The organism is Flavobacterium sp. HJSW_4, from assembly GCF_042436695.1.
Lineage (GTDB): Bacteria > Bacteroidota > Bacteroidia > Flavobacteriales > Flavobacteriaceae > Flavobacterium.
This window is the reverse complement of record NZ_JBHNPP010000005.1, coordinates 154,984-174,551: the sequence shown is the minus strand read 5'-3', so window position 1 is coordinate 174,551 and position 19,568 is coordinate 154,984. Positions and strand designations below refer to the sequence as shown.

Here is a 19,568-nt window from a genome sequence, read left to right as displayed (position 1 = left end):
TCCTTAAAAGGATTATGCAGTATTACTTTTTAAAAGTAACCGTACTTCCAGAAGCTGTAACTTCTATAGAGACGGTATTTCCCATAATTAAAGTTCTATTGTCTCTAATATGGCCAGCTGGGAAATTAAAAATTACTGGAATATTGTATTTTTTGGTTACATCATCAATAATTTCTAAAGCATTTTTCCCCCACGGAACTTCATTGTCTTTCATGCTTGTCATTCCGCCAATGATAATTCCTTTTAGGTTTTCGATGCATCCGTTACGTTTTAGATTCATCATCATACGGTCAATATGATATAAATATTCATCCAAATCTTCGATAAATAAAATTTTATCCTTGCAGTCGATAGCAGATGGAGATCCTAATAAACTATATAAAATAGATAAATTACCGCCAACTAATTCTCCCGTTGCGCTCCCAAAACGATTCATCGGAGTTGGGCTGATTGAGTACGAAATGGGTTCGTTAAATAAAGCTGCTTTTAATGAACTAACAGCGTCTGGAGTTGCTCTAGGAACCGTTACAGGCATTATTCCATGAATAGATTTGTAGCCCATTGTATTCAAATGATTATGAAGAACTGTTACGTCGCTAAAACCAATAACCCATTTCGGATGTTGTTTGAATTTGGTAAAATCTAATAAATCTAACATTCTTACCGTTCCATATCCGCCACGAACACACCAAATTGCTTTAATATTCGGGTTGTCCAATTGCTTTTGAAAATCGGCAGCTCTTTGTTCATCTGTTCCAGCCAATTGGTGATAATCTAAGCCAATCGTAGATCCAATTACAGCCTCTAAACCCCAACTGTGCAATAAATCTATTGTTGGTTTTAAATTGTCATCGATGTTTTTTCTAGCTGTTGCTAAAAGCGCTACAGTATCTCCTTTTTGTAAATAAGGCGGTGTTATCATGTTTTGTTGAGATTGACAGTTGAATGAATGTAAAGCAAAAATAAGAAATGCGAGTTTACAAAAGACAAAGTGTCTCTTTATATAGTGAAAGCAGTTTTTATTCATTTTTTTCTTTTGCTTAAAATTATAAAATTAATTTTTAAGGTTTAACGATTTAACCTCCATATTGTTTTTGAAGTTCGGCTAAAAGCAACATTAAACCTTTGTCAGCTTCTTCAGATTGCACATTGGCAAATAGTATAAAAGCTTTGTTGATGTCTTTGCAAATATACACTTTGGTTAAAAATGTTCCTGGATTTCCGTAGTGAAAAGAATATTTTAGACCAGATTTTTCATTAATTTCAGAATACCAGCCAAAAGAAAATTCGGGTAAACCAAAATGCATTTTATTAAATTCTTCTTGAAATAATACTTTTGATTTTCCTAATAAACCTTGCAATTGCATTTGAGTAAATTTGCAAAAATCAGGAAGATTTACATTGATATTTCCTGCTGATGAAAGCCAATTTAATTTATAATTTACAAATGGTTTTTCAGGCTTCAAATCTTCATCATGCCCCCACGGCTGGTTGATATCAGTCACGTTTGGCTGCCCGAAACCGAAGTTGATATTTAGCTTTTGACCCAATTCTTGCACTAAAGCTTCATAACTTTTTCCAGTTGCTTTTTCGAGCATTAAACCTGCAGCAACAAAACTTGGATTAGAACCGTACCACTCTTGTTTTTCAGTAACAACTTGTTTTTGCTTAAAAAACCAGCTTATAAATTCATAACGCTGTTCTTGATTATTTCCTTTTATTTCTTGTTGATTTGGAGTTTTATTTCCGTAAGACCAAGTTGGAATTGGCGCTCGAAATGTCAAGAAATCCTGCAAGGTTACATTATAAATTTCCGGATTACTTTCAGCTTTTAATTCAGGATATAAATTAAAGAATTTGGTGTCCCATTTTATTTTTCCTTCTTTAACTAAAGTTGTTGCGATATAACTTGTAACGGTTTTTGTGATTGATCCTAAACGAAATTTATCATCGATTTTTGCTTTATAAGAAGACTTATAACGTTGAAATCCTAAAGTTTCGATTTCAATGATAGAATCTGATGAAACGACTGCATAAGCTAATTCTGGAATTTTATATTGTTTTCTGATTTCCTCTGCACGAGAATTATTTTTTTGCCCATAAAATGAATTTAGAAAGCTCAGGAAGAAAGCAAAAAATAATATTTTTTTCATGTTATAAATGATCAGATTTTTTCAGCAAGGTACAAGACTTTTATTAGAAACAAATATAGCATTTCTAAAAATTAATTTAATAAAAATCCTACAAATTTATTAATTTTGGCTTTTCTAATATTTTCTATATGCCTTTAAAATTTAGTTTTTGTCTGATTTTCCTTTTTGGGACTTCAGTCTTTTTCAGTCAATCTAAAAAGTATAAAATACATACAGTTGCTTTTTACAATTTTGAAAATCTTTACGATACTGTAAATGATGAATTTACTAATGATGACGAATGGACGCCAACTGGCGCGCAACATTGGATAACAGAAAAATATCAGCAGAAATTAAAAAATCTAGCAAGAGTTATATCTGAAATTGGAACACCAGAAAATTCAAATCCGCCAACTTTAATTGGAGGTGCGGAAATAGAAAATCGTAGCGTTTTAGAAGATTTAATAAAAGAACCAAAACTGCAACCGTTAGATTTAGGAATTATTCATTTTGATTCGCCAGATAAACGCGGAATTGATGTGGCTTTATTGTATCAGAAAAAATATTTCAGACCAACTTCTTTTTCGAACATTCCTTTAATTATTTATCGAAAAGAAATTCCTAAAAGAAAAGAAGAAACAGAAGTTTTGGATGATGAAGTTGAAGTTAAAAAAGAAAATAAAAACCGAGTTTTTACAAGAGATCAGCTTTTGGTTTCGGGATTTTTGGAAGATGAAGAAATACATATTATTGTCAATCACTGGCCTTCTAGATCAGGTGGAGAAAAAGCAACTAGTTTGTTTCGGGAAGCTGCAGGAAAACTGAACCGAAGAATTATGGATTCATTGCAACAAATTAATCCGCGAGCAAAAGTATTGACAATGGGAGATTTTAATGACGGGCCATTGAATAACAGTATAAAAACAGGATTAGGAGCAAAAAGCACTAAAGCAGAACTTTCAGGGTTTGGAGTTTTTAATCCGTTTGAAGAGCTTGCTAATAAAGGTTTTGGAACTATTGCTTATCGAGATTCTTGGAATATTTTCGACCAGATTATAATGACAGAATCTTTAATAAAATCTGATTTTCTGACTTTCGGTTTTTGGAAAGCAGGTATTTTCAACAAAACTTATCTCATTCAAAATTCGGGAAAGTATAAAGGTTATCCATTACGAAATACATTAGCGGAAGCTGGTTTTAGCGATCATTTTCCAGTTTATATTTATTTGATAAAAGAAGTTAGATAAGTATGCAGTCGCAGTCGCAGCAAAACTGAAAACTGCGACTGCGACTGAATACTTTTCACTACCTTAGCTATTCATAAATTTAGTATTGAAGAAATGGCTATAGCAAAACCTTTTAACCTAACCCAATGGATTGACGAAAACCGTCATTTACTAAAACCACCTGTTGGAAATAAAAACCTATATGTAGATTCTGGAGATTATATTGTAATGATTGTTGCAGGACCAAATGCCCGTAAAGATTATCATTATAACGAAACTGAAGAGCTTTTTTATCAATTAGAAGGGAGCATTAAAGTTGTAATTCAAGAAGATGGCCAGCGTAAAGAAATGGAATTAAATGCTGGCGATATGTATTTGCATCCTGCTAAAGTGCCACATTCTCCTGTTCGTTCAGAAGGTTCGATTGGCCTTGTAATTGAAAGAAAACGTGCAGGACAAGGTTTTACAGATGGTTTACTTTGGCATTGCGATAACTGCAATCATAAATTATATGAAGTGTATTTTGAACTTCATAATATAGAGAAAGATTTCCTTCCTCATTTTGAACATTTTTACAATTCGGAAGAGCTAAGGACTTGCGATAATTGCGGAACTATAATGGAAACTGATCCGAGATTTGTAGCTAAGAAATAGAAAAAACAAAACCCGACAAATTTTAAAAACTTGTCGGGTTTTGTTTTTATTTATAATTCTAACTTCTTCCCTTGTTCAGGATAAATAATCTGAACTCCTAAATCATTTTGCTTTTTTAACTGCTCTTTGATTTTTGCAATATTCTTTGCTGGAGGTTTCAAATGCGTGATGATAATTTTAAAGTTTTTCAGAGAACCTTTTCCTGCTAAATCTTCTAGAACATGAAGTTCTTTCATTAAATAATTAGGAGTTAAATGTCCAAACAAAAATTTGTCAGGCTGTTCGTTTGGAAAAGAAACTTCAATAAAAATTCCTTTTAATTGTCCTTCTTTAACTAATGGTGCAACTGCAGTCCATAAATTACGAAGGTTATTACTTTTTTCTACTTCATCTGGCCCAGTGTCTCCTAAATACAAAGCATAGTCAGTGTCGTTTTTAATTAAGAAAGCGGTACTTTCAAACGGATTAACATGGCTTAAAGGAAATGCTTTAACCGTCATTTTAGCATTGGTCAAAAGGGTTTCTTTTGCCAAATTTAAAGTCTGAAAATGATATTTTTTGATATGAAAACCAGGACCTTCATCTCCAAAATTTGCCCAAGTCTGATCGTTGAAATAATGATTTTCCATCATTTCCATGCATTTATTAGTTGCATAAACAGTTTTTGAAGAATCTGCTGGCGAATTGATTATCAATCCAGAAACATGATCTAAATGCGCGTGAGAAATTAAATATCCTTTGATGTATTTACGTAAAACTTCGCTTGTCGAAACTGTAAATGTTTTCTTTTCAATCGCTTTTTCAATTCCAGCGTTTACAGTTCCAGCGTCAAGACAGATATAATCGTTTGTGTTTGATGGAGCTATTAAATAAGCCGAAAGATTTTTTTCGTCGATTCCGCCCATTACTCCTAAAGGAACAACAGAAAAAGAAGTTTTAGCTTTTTGCGAAAATATTGAAGTTGAAACTAAAAGAAAACAAAGCAGAAGCCTACTGAAATGGGTCATATTTTTAATTTTAAGTATTGCAAATTTCATCAAATAAATTCAATATTTGGTTTCCTTTCTGTTAATACTATAAAATAAACTTAAATTTACGTTCATTTATGAATTAACTTCAATCGGAAATTAATTCTAAAACAATATCTTTACATAAAAATATAACAATTTTAACAAAAAAAGTTACAATGACAACAATAGCATCGCAATTTGGAATGAAGGAAGCTCTTGAAAAATTGGGCATCAAGACAATAAATGAAGGAACATCAACAGGAATTAATAATTTTTCTTCTGGAGAAATCTTAGAGAGTTATTCGCCAGTTGACGGAAAATTAATTGCTTCGGTAAAAATGTCAACAGCTGAGGATTATGAAAAAGCAATTCAAACTGCGGCAGAGGCATTCAAAAAATTTAGATTGATTCCTGCCCCACAGCGTGGTGAAATTGTACGTCAGTTTGGAGAAAAATTGAGACAAAATAAAGAAGCTCTTGGTAAATTGGTTTCTTACGAAATGGGAAAATCATTGCAAGAAGGTTTTGGAGAAGTTCAGGAAATGATTGATATCTGCGATTTTGCAGTTGGTTTATCGCGTCAACTTCACGGATTAACAATGCATTCTGAAAGACCAGGACACCGCATGTATGAGCAATATCATCCGTTGGGAATTGTTGGAATTATTTCAGCATTTAATTTCCCAGTTGCCGTTTGGTCTTGGAATACGGCTTTAGCTTGGATTTCTGGAGATGTTTGCGTTTGGAAACCTTCTGAAAAAACACCTCTTTGCGGTATTGCTTGCCAAAATATTATTGCTCAAGTTATTAAAGAAAATAATCTGCCAGAAGGAATTTCATGTTTAATAAACGGAGATTACAAAATAGGGGAGTTATTGACTGCAGATACTCGCATTCCGCTTATTTCTGCGACTGGTTCGACTAGAATGGGGAAAATTGTAGCACAAACTGTTGCAGGAAGATTAGGAAAATCGTTGCTGGAATTAGGAGGAAATAATGCCATTATTGTGACTCCAGATGCAGATATAAAAATGACTGTTATCGGAGCTGTTTTTGGAGCTGTTGGAACTGCTGGACAACGTTGTACTTCAACTCGAAGATTGATCATTCACGAAAGTATTTATGATAAAGTAAAAGACGCTTTGGTTGCGGCTTACAAACAATTACGAATCGGAAATCCGCTTGACGAAAATAATCATGTTGGACCGCTAATTGATACTCATGCTGTTGAAATGTACGCTGCGGCTTTAAATAAAGTAGTGGCTGAAGGCGGTAAAATTTTGGTTGAAGGAGGAGTGCTTTCTGGTCAAGGTTACGAAAGTGGTTGTTATGTAAAACCTGCAATTGCTGAGGCTGAAAACTCATTTGAAATCGTTCAGCACGAAACATTTGCTCCAGTTTTATACTTACTTAAATATTCGGGTGAAGTAGAAAATGCAATCGAAATTCAAAACGGTGTTGCTCAAGGTTTATCTTCTGCAATTATGACTAATAATTTACGTGAAGCTGAAAGATTCTTGTCTGCAACAGGTTCTGACTGTGGAATTGCAAATGTAAATATCGGAACTTCGGGAGCTGAAATCGGTGGTGCTTTTGGAGGAGAAAAAGAAACTGGAGGCGGCCGCGAATCTGGTTCTGATGCTTGGAAAATTTATATGAGACGTCAAACGAATACAATCAATTATACAACAAATCTTCCGCTTGCGCAGGGAATTAAATTTGATTTGTAGATTTAATCATTTTAATAAAAAGTCCTTTTTCATAATTTATGGAAAAGGACTTTTTTATTTATAGTATTTTTCTTTAATTTTGGTCAAAATCTATATTAAATGAAATCCAAAATTGTATTGTTGTTAATTGCACTTTTTGTTTTAGGTTGTAATAAAAAACCAAGTGCGATAAATAAAATATCTAATGTTGACACATTGAATCAGAATTTATCTGAAGAAAAAGAAGAGAGTTTTAAAGAAGATTTGACTTTGGAACAACCAAATTTTTCAAAAACAGGAAAAACTATTGAAGATTTTGTTTTAGAACCTTACGAAATTCAAATGAAAGCGGAAGGTTTTTTAAATGATGATACATTGAAGGATGTTGTACTTGTATTGCAAAATAAAAATGATGTTTCTGATAATCGTGTGGTATTAGTCCTTTTAAAACAAGAAAAAGGAGGATTTAAACTTCACGATACATCGTGGGAAGCTTTAGAACCTTATTCTCAAGAAGATGGTTTTGTGATGTATGATCATGAAAAAATTTCTATAGATAATAAAACATTACATATTTTGTTACAAGGTACGGGGCCAGTCGTTGCAAGAGAAACGCTTTACAAATATATTGATAATGTTTTGGTTTTAGTCGGTATAAGTACTTTTCATTCTGGCGCTGGTTCTTTTGTAACCAGCAATTATAACTTAATTTCTGGCGAAGCTGATCATGAATTAGCCAATACAATTAACGATAGTATGCCAAGTGATTATGAAGTCAAAAAAAAGTTTCAGTTAAAACGAAAAATGTTATTTGCTTCAGATAACCCGAATACTATTTTAGAAAGTCTTCCTCATGCCGAGTGGTAAAATGCTCAAAATTTCCTAGAATCAAAAACAATATAATGAAGGTATTTTTAACGCTTCTTCTTTTAACAGCTATTGCTATTTCACTACAATATTATTTTCTTAACGGAGAATATCATTCTGAGAACTGGACGACATTAACGATGCCAATTACTATGATTGTTCTCTTGCTTTTTGTTTATTTTTATGCCCCTAGAAAGACTTTTTATCGAAGATTCTTTGGTGTTATCTTGATAATTTGCAGTATTATTTCCATAATCTTTTTTGGACTTTTTTGGTATGCAGTTCAATTAGGTAAAGCATTTTCACATTAAATTATTTATGAAATATTTTACAAAAAGGGAAGATAGAATTAATGTGCTCCTAATAGTTTTTTTGGTTTGCATAGTACTTGCAAATTTAATTCAGATTTATAATTATAAGGCAGATGAAAGATTTACATGGGACAGCGGTGTTCTGAGTAAAAAGGGAAACATAGTACAAGTCAGTACTTGTTATTTTCATCACACAGATGCTTGGAACTATGATGTTGATAAAGATCAAATAATTGATGATGGTTGGGATGAAATCAATTATTCTGAAAAAAGCAAGGATAATGCTTTTTATCCGGATAGTTTATCTATAACTTGGTTTTCTTACACAGAACAAAAATTCTATAAGGGAGATTTTAAGTTGCCTTATGATATCATTTTAGAAAAAGCAAAATACCTGAGAGAAACAACAACTCAGTATGAAAGCACGTTTGCAAGAGAAAACCCAAATCAAATTTTATTAAATTTTTTAGCTGAAATATTACCAAATGGAAAAATTGTGGTATGGATTTCAGATTATGATAAAAAGTTTAAAATTGGCGAATATCAAGCAAAAACTGTAAATGAAACTTGGCATATTTTTGATGATTATGATGAGAAAAATTCTGATTCAAAAATTGATATTGGAAAAAAAGTTGCATTGGTAATGGAACAACATTCTTATAATATTGATCTAAACTTACCAGATGGATTTCATCTGACAAAAGCACAAGTTGAATTATATAATCAAAATGATTGGAACTTGGGAGACGATAAAAATGGAAAACCATATATTTTTCAAAACATTCCTAGTGGCATTCATATCTCATGGGAAAATGATACAAGAGGATTCGCATCGCAAATCGGTTTTAATGAATCAGAAATTTTAGATGCTTTTAGAGAAATGGACAGTCCTAAAGAAGTAAAACCATTATTGTTAGAACTAACCATAAATGAAAAGAACGATAGCATTTTGATATCTTTAAAAAATGATCATAGAGTAGTAAAAATAGTTTCCTCTTACATATATGTTCACCCTTTAGCACAAAACGATAAAAATATGGAAGAAGTTTCGAAATGAATTTAAGGCGAATACAGCGTCTATATTCTTTTTAAAATAAATAAAAAAGGCTTCCTAATTTGGAAGCCTTTTTAGTTAAGTTAGTTTTACTTTTTTATAAGAGTTTGATTAAATGATCCGTCAACAGTGTAAATTTTCGCTAGATAAGTTCCAGGAATTAAACTGCTTGTATCAATGCTTTCAGAGTTTCCAGAGTTAATTACTAGATTTCCAGAAATATTGTAAATAAGTACTTTTTGTACTTTTTGTTCTGTATCAGATAAGTATAATGTACTTGAAACTGGATTAGGATATAAAATTATTTTTGAAGTTTCTGTAGTAGTTGCTGTTTCGGCTACAGCCATTTTTGAAGAGCTTCCGCCATAAACTGTGCTAATATAGAATAAGTTGGCAACAGAATTTTTGGTAATAGTATGAGAACCAGCAGCTACTGAAACCGTCACAATACCTGCAGAAGCAGTATAAGAAACATTGTCTACTTTAATACTTCCTGTAAAAGTTGAATCGAAAACCAAAGTCAAAGTTGATGCACTTGTTGTTGAATACGCTATTGATGTGCTTGATTCTATTTTTAGACGTTCAGTAAGCGTTAATCCGTTATAAGTTACAGAACCCGGAGTTGAATTCATATTTCCTGTAATAGCATAGAATGAACTTGTTTTCCCAGAAGTTGTAAAATTATGAACTTCAGATCCGCCAGATGAACCAGTTGTAACGGTTATAGTTCCAGAAGCAGTTATAGGAGTTCCTGCACTTCCTGAAGTTGTTACAGAGTAAGATACATTTGCAGTCGGAGTTCCTGTAATAGTTATCGTTTTTGCTGATGTATTTTTTACAAAAGATAATCCAGAAGCTGGTAATCCCGTTACAGTTGCATCTGTTGCATTTCCTCCCCAAGTGAACACAATTGAAGCAATAGCTGTTCCAGAAGAAACAGTTTGGCTATTGTTACCAGTAGAAGTTAAAGTTTGAGTGCCTGCCGCGGTAACTGTTACAGTTCCTGAACCAGTGGCTGGGGAACCACTAGTTCCAGAAGTTGCAATAGAGTACGAAACTGTTGCAGTTGGCGTACCCGAAATAGTTATAGTTTTAGCAGTAGCATTTTTAACAAAAGTCAATCCAGAAGCTGGTATTCCAGTTACTGCTGCGTCAGTCGCATCTCCGCCCCATGTAAAAACGATTGATGAAATTGCTGTGCCACTTGCAACAGTTTGATTGTTATTTGAAGAAGATGTCAAAGTTAAAGTCTGCGTTCCAGCTGGAGGATTTCCTTCACCTTGTACCGCAACTAAAGTGCTGCTATAGTTTGTAAGCGTTGTTTTTAATGCTGTAATAACCAAAGAAGAAGTATCATCTGTAGCATTGTTAAATGTCCATTTTAAATCTCCTCCAGAAACACGTCCTGCATATTGAGTAGTTTTTGTTTTTGCAGCAGCTGGTGTATCGATTACTAAATTTTTTACGTACAAATTAGCATCTGTGTCGAAGTTGTTGTACATATTAGCTCCAGATTTAGATTTTACAGAACTGCTTACAACTTCACCTCTTGTTGTTGCTACATAAGCATCAAAATCTGTTGTAGAGCTTATTTTTCCTGAGATATTATATAGTGGATTAGGATCATTGTAAGCTACAAAACGCATGTTGTTTGTTCCATTAGAAGCGTCAAAAGTATTGTTGAAAGCTTTAATACTTCCTCCAGCTTCACCAGAAAATGTTCCCATTGTTCCCGCGTTATTTACTTGGTTGGCTTCGTCCCAAATGTCAGATCCTTGAAGAGAAGTTAGCATTGGGTGCTTGCTGTTTCTGTAGTAATTTCCTTCAACAAAAAGTGAAGAACCTAAAGTTGATCCTGCGCCATATTTAGAAACTCCGTCATAATAGTTGTTATAAATATGTGCCGAATAGTAACGCACACGAGGATGGCGAGAATCAGAGTGGTCAAACCAGTTGTGGTGATAAGTGATATACAGTCCAGAAGTTGTTCCTTCACTCAAGCCTAAAAGACTTGCTTTTCCATTATCCCAAAAGTGGTTGTAAGATAATGTAATGTAAGTTGAAGTTTTATTGTCTAATGCTCCGTCACCTTTTATTTGATCAGCATCGCTACCTGCATTTCCGTAAAATAAATCACAGTTGTGAACCCATACGTGATCATTATCTTGTTGCATTCCTACGTTGTCGCCCGCAGTACTATCACAATTCATAAATCCAAGATTGCTTACCTCTATGTTTGAAGCCGATTTTAATCTAACTCCCCATCCATTTGCAACAGCATCATCGCCAACACCTTCAATTGTTACATAGCTTGAAGCATTATTTGAGTTTTCAATTACGACATCGCCACCTTCCATAACCGACATATCAGTAATATTTCCGATTAAACGAATAATAAATGGGCGAGTGTCCTTTCCTTTTTTAATGGCATAAAGAATATTTTGTAAACCAATACACGGATTTGCACTAGCCCCAGTAATATTCATCGAAATTGTATTTTTTGTATTTTGGGTGATATAAAGAATTACCGCATTGTCTTTAGGAGTTCCATCTGCTTTATATCCTCCTGGAACACGACCGCCATCAAAAGCAAATCCGTTTCTGTCGTGTGCCATTACGGTTAAGCTGCTTGTTGAAGTTCCTGTTCCTTCGGTGCCATTTATAACAGGTTTTACTTTTACAGTATAAGTTCCAGCTTTAAGACCTGGAATATCAGCGCGAAAATAAGAGCCATAACTTCTAATAAGTTGATCATCAATTTTTTTGTCTGTTAATCCATTTCCTGTGTAGTAAACATTGTAGGTCTGGGCGCCGCTGACTGGCTGCCATTTTACAAAAGCAGATTCTAGCCAGCCAGAAGCTTGATTAATCGTTTGTGCCCATAACTGGACTGTCATAAGAAAGACAGCCACGAAAAGTAGGTTTTTTTTCATAGTGTTTGTTTAAGATAGTTAATAAAATAAGTAAGTGGTTTTACTTTCGACTCCAAGTGGTTTAATTGTAATCGATTACACGGAATTATATATTAATTTTTAATACCGTAATTTTTTTACTAAAAAAAAAGACATACTTAATTTTTTTGGCTTTTTAAATGTTAAAAATGCAACTAATTGCATTGATTGTAATTTATTGCACATTTATTTTTGTTTAACAATAGCTGTAATTTCCTAGCTTTTGATAATTTTGAGATTTAAATGGTAAGAATTTAGGAGATTCGTAATTTTTTTTAATTACAAAAATTACATTTTAAATTTTTGTAAGAAATGGATTCTTTTTGAATTTTGAACAGCAGATTATTCTTAGAAGTTTTAAATCTGATTTTATATTTATAAGTAAAAAAGTAGTTATGGAAATAAAAAAAAGCCTTTCTGATTTTACTCAAAAAGGCTTCTGGATTATTTAAAAGAGACTTTTAGTCTTTACTAGAAAGTTTTGATAAAAGTCTTAAGAATTCGATATATAACCAAACTAATGTGATCATTAATCCCATAGCTCCATACCATTCCATGAATTTTGGCATTCTTTCTCTTGCACCTTTTTCAATTAAATCAAAATCTAAGAAAAGGTTAAGAGCCGCTATAATGATAACAAAAACACTGATACCAATACTCATCATAGAATTTCCGTAGTGAACTGGAACGTAGCTTGAAGCAAACATTGAAACAATCCAAGAAATTAAATAATAAGTAGCAATTGCTAATGTTGCCGCAACAACAACAGATTTGAATTGTTCTGTAACCTTTACAATTCTAAATTTGTACAAACCAAGACAAACCAAGAAAGTAACAAGAGTTGCACCAACTGCATTTATTACAATTCCAGGAAATTTTAATTCAAATATTGCAGAAATACCTCCTATGAATAATCCTTCAAATAAAGCATATCCTGGAGCTAGGTAAGGAGACAACTGCGGTTTGAATGAAGAAACTAATACTAGAATAAAACCAACAATTGCACCTCCAATTGTAGGTAACATCGGGTTCATTCCATTAAAAGCCATCCACCATGTTATCATAGCAGCACCGCACAAAATAAGAAATAAAATAGCTGTTTTGTTGATTGTTCCAGACACTGTCATTTCTTGATTGTAATCAATAATCTGAGCTTGGTGTACTTCTGTTCTTGGTTCAGCATTAGATGAAAAACGCTTACTGTTTAAAAATGGATTTTTTGAATTAAAGTTCATATTTTAATACGTTTAATTGAATTCAAATATATGGAGATTTTTTGAAGTGCAATATTAGGAAAGAATTTTTTAACATGAATTTCTGTTCTTTATTTAAGGCATAAAAAAAATCCATTAAAATTGATTTAATGGATTTTGAATATTTTAATGAAATAATCTTATTTCAATAAGTCTAAAACTAATGATGGGAATAAACCAAGAGCAATATTTAAAACAATTGATATTACAGCTGTAGCATAAATAAGGAATGGTCTTCCTGTTCTTTCTTGATTTGGTTCTTTAGAATACATTGCGATAATTAATTTGAAATAGTATCCAACACTAATGATAGAGTTGATTACAGCAACGATTACTAAACCAATATACCCTGCTTGAATAGTTTGGTTGAATAAGAATAACTTAGCAAAGAATCCAGAGAAAATAGGAATTCCGGCCATTGATAATAATGAAGCTGTAAGAACAGCAGCCAATAGCGGATTTGTTTTTCCTAAACCGTGGAAGTTTGTAATATCTTCATTATCTTGATCTCTGCATACATATAAAATAACACTGAAAGCAGCAATACCAGCTAACGCATAAGCAGCAGTATAGTATAATAAAACTCCAGCAGAAGCAGAAACAGTTAATAATGTCATTAACATGAAACCTGCGTGAGAGATTCCAGAAAAAGCAAGCATACGTTTTACGTTTACTTGTCTAAGTGCCATGATATTTCCGACAGACATAGAAGCGATAGAAATAATAACTACGATAACTTCAAATGTGTGTAAAAGGTCTTGATTGTCTAATGAAGCAATTAAGTTCATACCAGAAACTAATTTGAATAAAGTTGCAATTGCTACAACTTTAGCCAATGTACTCATTAAAGCTGTTGTTAAAGCTGGAGAACCTTCGTAAACGTCTGGCGCCCAGAAGTGGAAAGGAACAGCAGCAACTTTAAATAACATTCCAACAACCATTAAAATCATTCCAATTGGAAACCAGATTGGTAACTCTGCAGAAAGTGCGCTTTCGTGAATATCACTAATATCAAAACTTCCCATTGCACCGTAGATCAAACAGATTCCGAAAAGAATAATTCCTGAAGCGAAAGATCCCATTAAGAAATATTTCATACCTGCTTCGTTGCTTTTGATATTCAAACGATCACTTGCAGCAAGTACATATAAAGCAATAGATAAAATTTCAATTCCTAAAAAGAACATTGCTAAGTTTCCAAAAGAAACCATTGCTACAGCTCCAGCCAATAAGAAAACCTTAATTGCAACGAAATCTGAAATTTTTGATTGGTGATTTTGGTAAAAATTATGACTTAATGCTACAAGGAAAATAGTCAAAACGATAAACAAAGATGAAAAAGCTGTAGAAAACTTGTTCACTGCTATCATATTGTTGTAATAACTTTGTTCTGTTCCAAATTCACAGTAGTTAAGTGCCAATACACCTATTAAACCCAAAATGGTAATAGGAACAATGGCCTTTCTTAAATTAAGAATTTCAAACAATAGGCAGAAAATACCCAATCCTGTTATAGCTATTAATGTATTCATTTTTATCTTTTTGATTTAGGATTTCAATTTTTAAGTGGAATCCTAATTTATTTTTTGTTTAAAATATTAGTTCTTATTGATAACTTGTAAAATAGTTTCCAAGCTTGGTGTAATCAAATCTGTGATTGGTTTTGGATAAAAACCAAAGAATAATAAAACTGCAATGATTACCGCAAATGAAATTCCTTCATTAAGAGTAACATCTGCAAAAGTTTTAGAATTAGTTTCGCCTAACATTACATGTTGGAACATTCTCAACATATAGTAAGCTCCTAAAATAATAGTAGTTCCACCAAGAATAGCAAACCAGATATTGATTTGAGATAAACTGTATAATACTGTAAACTCTCCAACGAAGTTAAATGTACTTGGTAATGCAACAGAAGCTAATACTAAGATTAAAAACATTGAGGTGAATTTTGGAGACTGAGTACGGATTCCGCCCATTTCTGCAATTTCTCTAGTTTCATATCTTCTGAATATTACTTCAGCAGCAAAGAACAATCCCACTACCACAAAACCGTGAGCAATCATTTGAAGAACAGCCCCTCTTAAACCGTCAAGAGTCAAAGTGTAAGATCCTGCAGCGATTAATCCAACGTGAGCAAGAGAAGAATAAGCTAATAATTTCTTTAAATCTTTTTGTCTCAAAGCTACAATAGAACCGTAGATAACTCCAGCAATTCCTAAAGCGATGAAGATATACATGTATTCTTTTGCAGCGATTGGCGCAAGTGGCAATTGCCAACGAATTACACTGTACAATCCCATTTTAAGCATGATACCAGACAAAAGCATTGTTCCAACTGTAGGTGCTTTTTGGTACACATTTGCTTGCCAAGTATGGAAAGGAATAATTGGAATTTTAATAGCATAAGCTAAGAAGAAAGCCAAGAAAATCCAGAATTGTTCGCAAGCAGATAAGTTTACTTTATATAAATCTTCAATTAAGAAAGAACCTGCTTTTTGATATAAATAAATGAAAGCAGTTAACATGAATAATGAACCAGCAAGTGTGTAAATAAAGAATTTAACCACTGCTTTTCTTCTTTCTTCAGCATCACCATTACCCCAAATTAAGGCAATAAAGTAGATTGGAATAAGAGCTAACTCCCAGAAAATGTAATATAAAAGACCATCAGAAGCTAAGAAAGTTCCTGTCATAGCAAAAGCCATAAATAAGATCAAAGCATAAAAACCTTTTGCATTTTTATATTCATTTCCAAAAGAAGAAAATATAATAATCGGAGTTAAAGCTGCAGTTAACAAAACCATTGCAAGTCCAAGTCCGTCAGCATTTAAAGCGAAAGAAATTTTTGGCTGAGTAATCCAGCTGTTGATTACGCTGATATTTTCGCCAGCATTATAATTATTCAATAATACAATTGAACATCCTAAAGCTGCTAAACTAAATAGCAAAGCAACTTTTGAAGCTAGTTTGTCACCAGAAAAATAAGTGGCAAATGCACCAATTAAAAGTATAATTAATATAGTAGAAACGTTCATAGTTATAATATTATTGAGCTAAAAATATATAGGAAACAATTGCACAAAGTCCTAAAACAAAAACAAATAGATATAATCCTATACTTCCGGTTTGTAATTTTTTTCCTTGGAAAGCAATTTCGTTTGCTATCTTACCTAATCCAAAAACAAGCGCAGATAATCCTGTCTCGATATAGTCTCTAAAGAATTTAGATAAACTATTAATTGGCTGAACAAATACTGCATCGTAAACTTCGTCTACATAATATTTGTTGTATAATACTTTACTGAAACCAGTAATGTTTTCATCTGATTCTGGAACATTATCTTGTTTGAAGTATTTAACGTAAGCAATTAAAATTCCTAATAATCCACCAAGAACTGCAACACCCATTAAAGTGTATTCAGTTGCGCCTAAATGATGTTCTTCACCAGCTACTTTTGTGAAAAGAGGAGCAAGGTATCCATTTAACCAGCTGTTTCCTGGTAAACTGATTAATCCTCCAAAAGTTGCTAAAATAGCTAAGATGATAAGCGGAATAGTAATTAATGAACCACTTTCATGTAAGTGATGTTTTTGCTCTTCAGTTCCTCTAAATTCTTTGAAGAAAGTTAAGAACATTAATCTAAACATATAGAAAGCTGTCATGATTGAAGCAACCGATCCAACAACGTATAATGGAATACTGTGGTGGAAAGCTGTCAATAAAATTTCGTCTTTAGAAAAGAATCCTGAGAAGAATGGAACTCCAGAAATGGCTAATGAAGAAATTAACATTGTCCAGAATGTGATTGGCATTGCTTTACGCAAACCTCCCATGTTACGCATATCTTGTTCTCCGTGCAATCCGTGAATTACAGATCCAGATCCTAAGAATAAACATGCTTTAAAGAAAGCGTGAGTGATTACGTGAAAAACAGCTACTTCATAAGCTCCAAATCCTAATGCTAAAAACATTAATCCTAATTGTGAAACTGTAGAATAAGCCAATACTTTTTTGATATCCGTTTGAACTAATCCAATTGTAGCAGCAACTAATGAAGTGATAGCTCCAATGATTGCGATTACATTTTGAACATCATGAGCTAAGTCAAAAATAAAGTTCAATCTTGTTACCATAAAGATACCTGCAGTTACCATCGTAGCTGCGTGGATTAATGCAGAAACAGGAGTTGGTCCAGCCATCGCATCAGGTAACCAAGTGTATAACGGAATTTGAGCAGATTTACCACAAGCTCCAATAAATAAACATAAAGCAGCAGCAGATAAAGACATTGCAATTGACGGATCAATTTTAGTGGTCAAAATTATTTGCTTTAGTTCGCTATAGTCTAAAGTGTGGAAAGTATATCCTAAAATGAACATTCCGATTAATAAACCTAAATCTCCAATTCTGTTCATGATGAAAGCTTTTTTCGCAGCATCATTGTAATCTTGGTTTTTATGCCAGAATCCAATTAATAGGTAAGAACAAAGTCCAACACCTTCCCATCCAATGAAAAGAACTAATAAGTTGCTTCCAATTACAAGCGTTATCATAAAGAATACGAATAGATTTAAATACGCAAAAAACTTGTGCATATTCTCATCATCGTGCATGTAACTGATAGAGTATAAGTGAATCAAAGATCCAATTCCAGTTACGAAAAGTAACCAAAGAACAGATAATTGATCTAATAAAAATCCAAGATTGATTTTTAAGTTGCTAATTTGAATCCAATCAAATAAGGTAACTTGAATTCCTTTTCCAGTTGAAGTTATTTGATTAAAAAGTAAAAGAGAAACTACAAAAGAAATTGCCACGGCAACAGTTCCGATTGCACCAGAAGCTGTTTTTCCTAAGCTTTTTCCAAAAAAGACATTTACTAGAAAACCTAGTAAAGGAGTTAAAACTAAAATTAAAGCTAAATTGGTATCCATTTCTGATTATCCTTTTAAATTTTTTAAATTATCGATACTAATTGAGCCGATATTTCTAAAGATAGAAACTAAAATGGCCAATCCTACCGCAACTTCGGCTGCAGCAACCGCCATCGAGAAGAACACAAAAACTTGTCCTTGCGCATCTTGATGATAAGTTGAAAAAGCAACAAATAAAAGGTTTACCGCATTCAACATAATTTCGATAGACATGAAAACGATAATAGCATTTCGTCTGTACAATACACCAAAAATACCAATACAGAAAAGTACAACACTTAAAAAGATGTAGTTTTCAATACCTATTTGATTTAATATATTACCCATTATTTATTTAATTTTTCTTTTTTAGACAATAGAACTGTTCCAATCATAGCAACCAAAAGTAGAACAGAAGCAAATTCGAATGGAACCATATATTCGTCCAATAAAATTTTACCTAAAACTTTAATTGATTGGAAATCTTCTCCAGTAGAATCGTATTCACCCACAATTGGTTTCGAGTTGATAAAGATTGTAATCAAAACAATCACTATTAAACAGAAAGAAACAATTGCTCCTAAGCGTGTAATTCTAGGGCGGTGAACTTCTCGTTGTTCGTTCAAGTTCATCAACATGATTGTAAACAGGAACAGAATCATAATAGCTCCGGAGTAGACTATTATATGTACAATTGCTAAGAATTGAGAATTTAATAATAAATATTGACCGGCAATCGAGAAGAAACAGATAACTAAATAAATAGCACTGTGAATTGGATTTCTGCTGAAAATAGTCAAAAACGCAGTAATAACGGTAATAAACGCTAAAAAGCAAAAGATAATTTGAACAGTTGTTGCGTGTGCAAAATCGGGAATATGTATCATTTAGTTAGCGTTTTTAAGTTGAGCGTTTTTCATAGCCATTTCTAAAGGCATTACTAATTTATCTTTCCCAAAAATGAAATCTTCTCTTTCGTAACTAGCAGGAACTAAAACTTTAGACTGAGTCAAGTAAATAGCGTCTTTTGGACAAGCTTCTTCACATAAACCACAGAAAATACAACGAAGCATATTGATTTCGTAGATTTCAGCGTATTTTTCTTCTCTGTATAAATGTTTTTCATCTGCTTTACGTTCAGCAGCTTTCATTGTAATTGCTTCTGCTGGACATGATAATGCACATAATCCACAAGCTGTACAGTTTTCACGACCTTGCTCATCACGTTTCAACATGTGCTGACCGCGATAAACTGGACTCATTGTACGAACTTGCTCAGGATAATGAATCGTAACTTTTTTTCTAAAAAGGTGCTTAAGCGTGATAGCCAAACCTTTTACAATCGCCACAAGATACAATCGTTCAATAAAAGTCATGTCTTTATTTGACACCACCTTTTTTCTACCCGATAATGATATAGTTTCTATTGACATTTTTACTATTATAGTTTATGATTTGCAATTTGAAATCAATCAAATTTGAAA

General features: G+C 32.8%; 17 protein-coding genes. 6 read left to right on the top strand and 11 right to left on the bottom strand.

Annotated features, from left to right (window positions below; all coding sequences use genetic code 11):
• Positions 1-22: 22 nt before the first annotated feature.
• Positions 23-922: an LD-carboxypeptidase gene (locus ACE01P_RS06870; protein ID WP_379695611.1), complete on the bottom strand. Its 900-nt coding sequence runs from the start codon at positions 920-922 to the stop codon at positions 23-25.
• Between the two features lie 154 nt (positions 923-1,076).
• Complete coding sequence (locus tag ACE01P_RS06865; RefSeq protein WP_379695609.1) at positions 1,077-2,153, bottom strand: serine hydrolase domain-containing protein; 1,077 nt, start codon at positions 2,151-2,153, stop codon at positions 1,077-1,079.
• Positions 2,154-2,281: 128 nt separating this feature from the next.
• Between ACE01P_RS06865 and ACE01P_RS06860 the strand changes: the two genes are divergently transcribed.
• Together ACE01P_RS06860 and ACE01P_RS06855 are read left to right on the top strand one after the other, a co-directional pair.
• Entirely contained in the window at positions 2,282-3,379 is a 1,098-nt protein-coding gene (locus ACE01P_RS06860) for an endonuclease/exonuclease/phosphatase family protein (RefSeq protein WP_379695607.1), read from the top strand.
• 93 nt (positions 3,380-3,472) lie between these two features.
• Positions 3,473-4,012: a 3-hydroxyanthranilate 3,4-dioxygenase gene (locus ACE01P_RS06855; RefSeq protein WP_379695606.1), complete on the top strand. Its 540-nt coding sequence runs from the start codon at positions 3,473-3,475 to the stop codon at positions 4,010-4,012.
• 50 nt (positions 4,013-4,062) lie between these two features.
• Here ACE01P_RS06855 and ACE01P_RS06850 read toward each other — a convergent pair whose 3' ends face one another.
• Positions 4,063-5,019: an MBL fold metallo-hydrolase gene (locus ACE01P_RS06850; RefSeq protein ID WP_379695604.1), complete on the bottom strand. Its 957-nt coding sequence runs from the start codon at positions 5,017-5,019 to the stop codon at positions 4,063-4,065.
• Positions 5,020-5,198: 179 nt separating this feature from the next.
• Here ACE01P_RS06850 and ACE01P_RS06845 point away from each other — a divergent pair, with 179 nt between their 5' ends.
• The 4 genes from ACE01P_RS06845 (at position 5,199) to ACE01P_RS06830 (ending at position 8,966) form a co-directional block, all read left to right on the top strand.
• The gene (locus ACE01P_RS06845) at positions 5,199-6,752 is read left to right on the top strand and encodes an aldehyde dehydrogenase family protein (RefSeq protein ID WP_379695602.1); all 1,554 of its coding nucleotides are present in this window, start codon (positions 5,199-5,201) and stop codon (positions 6,750-6,752) included.
• Positions 6,753-6,851: 99 nt separating this feature from the next.
• Entirely contained in the window at positions 6,852-7,598 is a 747-nt protein-coding gene (locus tag ACE01P_RS06840) for a hypothetical protein (protein WP_379695600.1), read from the top strand.
• A gap of 35 nt (positions 7,599-7,633) precedes the next feature.
• Positions 7,634-7,909 carry a hypothetical protein gene (locus tag ACE01P_RS06835; protein WP_379695598.1) on the top strand — a complete coding sequence of 92 codons (276 nt, stop codon included), beginning with the start codon at positions 7,634-7,636 and terminating at the stop codon, positions 7,907-7,909.
• Positions 7,910-7,916: 7 nt separating this feature from the next.
• Positions 7,917-8,966, top strand: a complete 1,050-nt coding sequence (locus tag ACE01P_RS06830) for a DUF2931 family protein (protein ID WP_379695596.1) — start codon at positions 7,917-7,919, stop codon at positions 8,964-8,966.
• An 86-nt stretch (positions 8,967-9,052) separates the two neighbouring features.
• On the opposite strand, the gene ACE01P_RS06825 is transcribed toward ACE01P_RS06830, so the two are convergent.
• The 8 genes from ACE01P_RS06825 to ACE01P_RS06790 all read right to left on the bottom strand — a co-directional run bounded on the left by ACE01P_RS06825 (position 9,053) and on the right by ACE01P_RS06790 (position 19,517).
• Positions 9,053-11,896 carry a T9SS type A sorting domain-containing protein gene (locus ACE01P_RS06825; RefSeq protein ID WP_379695594.1) on the bottom strand — a complete coding sequence of 948 codons (2,844 nt, stop codon included), beginning with the start codon at positions 11,894-11,896 and terminating at the stop codon, positions 9,053-9,055.
• A gap of 479 nt (positions 11,897-12,375) precedes the next feature.
• Positions 12,376-13,149, bottom strand: coding sequence for a Bax inhibitor-1/YccA family protein (locus ACE01P_RS06820; protein WP_379695591.1), 774 nt, complete (start codon positions 13,147-13,149; stop codon positions 12,376-12,378).
• Between the two features lie 158 nt (positions 13,150-13,307).
• Positions 13,308-14,699, bottom strand: coding sequence for an NADH-quinone oxidoreductase subunit N (locus ACE01P_RS06815; RefSeq protein WP_379695589.1), 1,392 nt, complete (start codon positions 14,697-14,699; stop codon positions 13,308-13,310).
• A 66-nt stretch (positions 14,700-14,765) separates the two neighbouring features.
• Positions 14,766-16,205: a NuoM family protein gene (locus ACE01P_RS06810; protein ID WP_379695587.1), complete on the bottom strand. Its 1,440-nt coding sequence runs from the start codon at positions 16,203-16,205 to the stop codon at positions 14,766-14,768.
• 10 nt (positions 16,206-16,215) lie between these two features.
• Positions 16,216-18,105 carry an NADH-quinone oxidoreductase subunit L gene (nuoL, locus tag ACE01P_RS06805; protein WP_379695585.1) on the bottom strand — a complete coding sequence of 630 codons (1,890 nt, stop codon included), beginning with the start codon at positions 18,103-18,105 and terminating at the stop codon, positions 16,216-16,218.
• A gap of 6 nt (positions 18,106-18,111) precedes the next feature.
• Positions 18,112-18,432: an NADH-quinone oxidoreductase subunit NuoK gene (nuoK, locus tag ACE01P_RS06800; RefSeq protein ID WP_008466103.1), complete on the bottom strand. Its 321-nt coding sequence runs from the start codon at positions 18,430-18,432 to the stop codon at positions 18,112-18,114.
• Positions 18,432-18,971 (bottom strand): NADH-quinone oxidoreductase subunit J, encoded by a 540-nt coding sequence (locus tag ACE01P_RS06795; RefSeq protein WP_379695583.1) that lies wholly within the window; start codon positions 18,969-18,971, stop codon positions 18,432-18,434. Before ACE01P_RS06795 ends, nuoK begins: the two co-directional genes overlap by 1 nt.
• Positions 18,972-19,517 (bottom strand): NuoI/complex I 23 kDa subunit family protein, encoded by a 546-nt coding sequence (locus ACE01P_RS06790; protein WP_379695581.1) that lies wholly within the window; start codon positions 19,515-19,517, stop codon positions 18,972-18,974.
• Positions 19,518-19,568 lie beyond the last annotated feature (51 nt).

Excerpts from the sequence above, each read along its gene's own strand:
- ACE01P_RS06870 (WP_379695611.1), bottom strand. The coding sequence starts at position 922 with ATGATAACACCGCCTTATTTACAAAAAGGAGATACTGTAGCGCTTTTA.
- ACE01P_RS06865 (WP_379695609.1), bottom strand. The coding sequence starts at position 2,153 with ATGAAAAAAATATTATTTTTTGCTTTCTTCCTGAGCTTTCTAAATTCA.
- ACE01P_RS06860 (WP_379695607.1), top strand. The coding sequence starts at position 2,282 with ATGCCTTTAAAATTTAGTTTTTGTCTGATTTTCCTTTTTGGGACTTCA.
- ACE01P_RS06855 (WP_379695606.1), top strand. The coding sequence starts at position 3,473 with ATGGCTATAGCAAAACCTTTTAACCTAACCCAATGGATTGACGAAAAC.
- ACE01P_RS06850 (WP_379695604.1), bottom strand. The coding sequence starts at position 5,019 with ATGACCCATTTCAGTAGGCTTCTGCTTTGTTTTCTTTTAGTTTCAACT.
- ACE01P_RS06845 (WP_379695602.1), top strand. The coding sequence starts at position 5,199 with ATGACAACAATAGCATCGCAATTTGGAATGAAGGAAGCTCTTGAAAAA.
- ACE01P_RS06840 (WP_379695600.1), top strand. The coding sequence starts at position 6,852 with ATGAAATCCAAAATTGTATTGTTGTTAATTGCACTTTTTGTTTTAGGT.
- ACE01P_RS06835 (WP_379695598.1), top strand. The coding sequence starts at position 7,634 with ATGAAGGTATTTTTAACGCTTCTTCTTTTAACAGCTATTGCTATTTCA.
- ACE01P_RS06830 (WP_379695596.1), top strand. The coding sequence starts at position 7,917 with ATGAAATATTTTACAAAAAGGGAAGATAGAATTAATGTGCTCCTAATA.
- ACE01P_RS06825 (WP_379695594.1), bottom strand. The coding sequence starts at position 11,896 with ATGAAAAAAAACCTACTTTTCGTGGCTGTCTTTCTTATGACAGTCCAG.
- ACE01P_RS06820 (WP_379695591.1), bottom strand. The coding sequence starts at position 13,149 with ATGAACTTTAATTCAAAAAATCCATTTTTAAACAGTAAGCGTTTTTCA.
- ACE01P_RS06815 (WP_379695589.1), bottom strand. The coding sequence starts at position 14,699 with ATGAATACATTAATAGCTATAACAGGATTGGGTATTTTCTGCCTATTG.
- ACE01P_RS06810 (WP_379695587.1), bottom strand. The coding sequence starts at position 16,205 with ATGAACGTTTCTACTATATTAATTATACTTTTAATTGGTGCATTTGCC.
- nuoL (WP_379695585.1), bottom strand. The coding sequence starts at position 18,105 with ATGGATACCAATTTAGCTTTAATTTTAGTTTTAACTCCTTTACTAGGT.
- nuoK (WP_008466103.1), bottom strand. The coding sequence starts at position 18,432 with ATGGGTAATATATTAAATCAAATAGGTATTGAAAACTACATCTTTTTA.
- ACE01P_RS06795 (WP_379695583.1), bottom strand. The coding sequence starts at position 18,971 with ATGATACATATTCCCGATTTTGCACACGCAACAACTGTTCAAATTATC.
- ACE01P_RS06790 (WP_379695581.1), bottom strand. The coding sequence starts at position 19,517 with ATGTCAATAGAAACTATATCATTATCGGGTAGAAAAAAGGTGGTGTCA.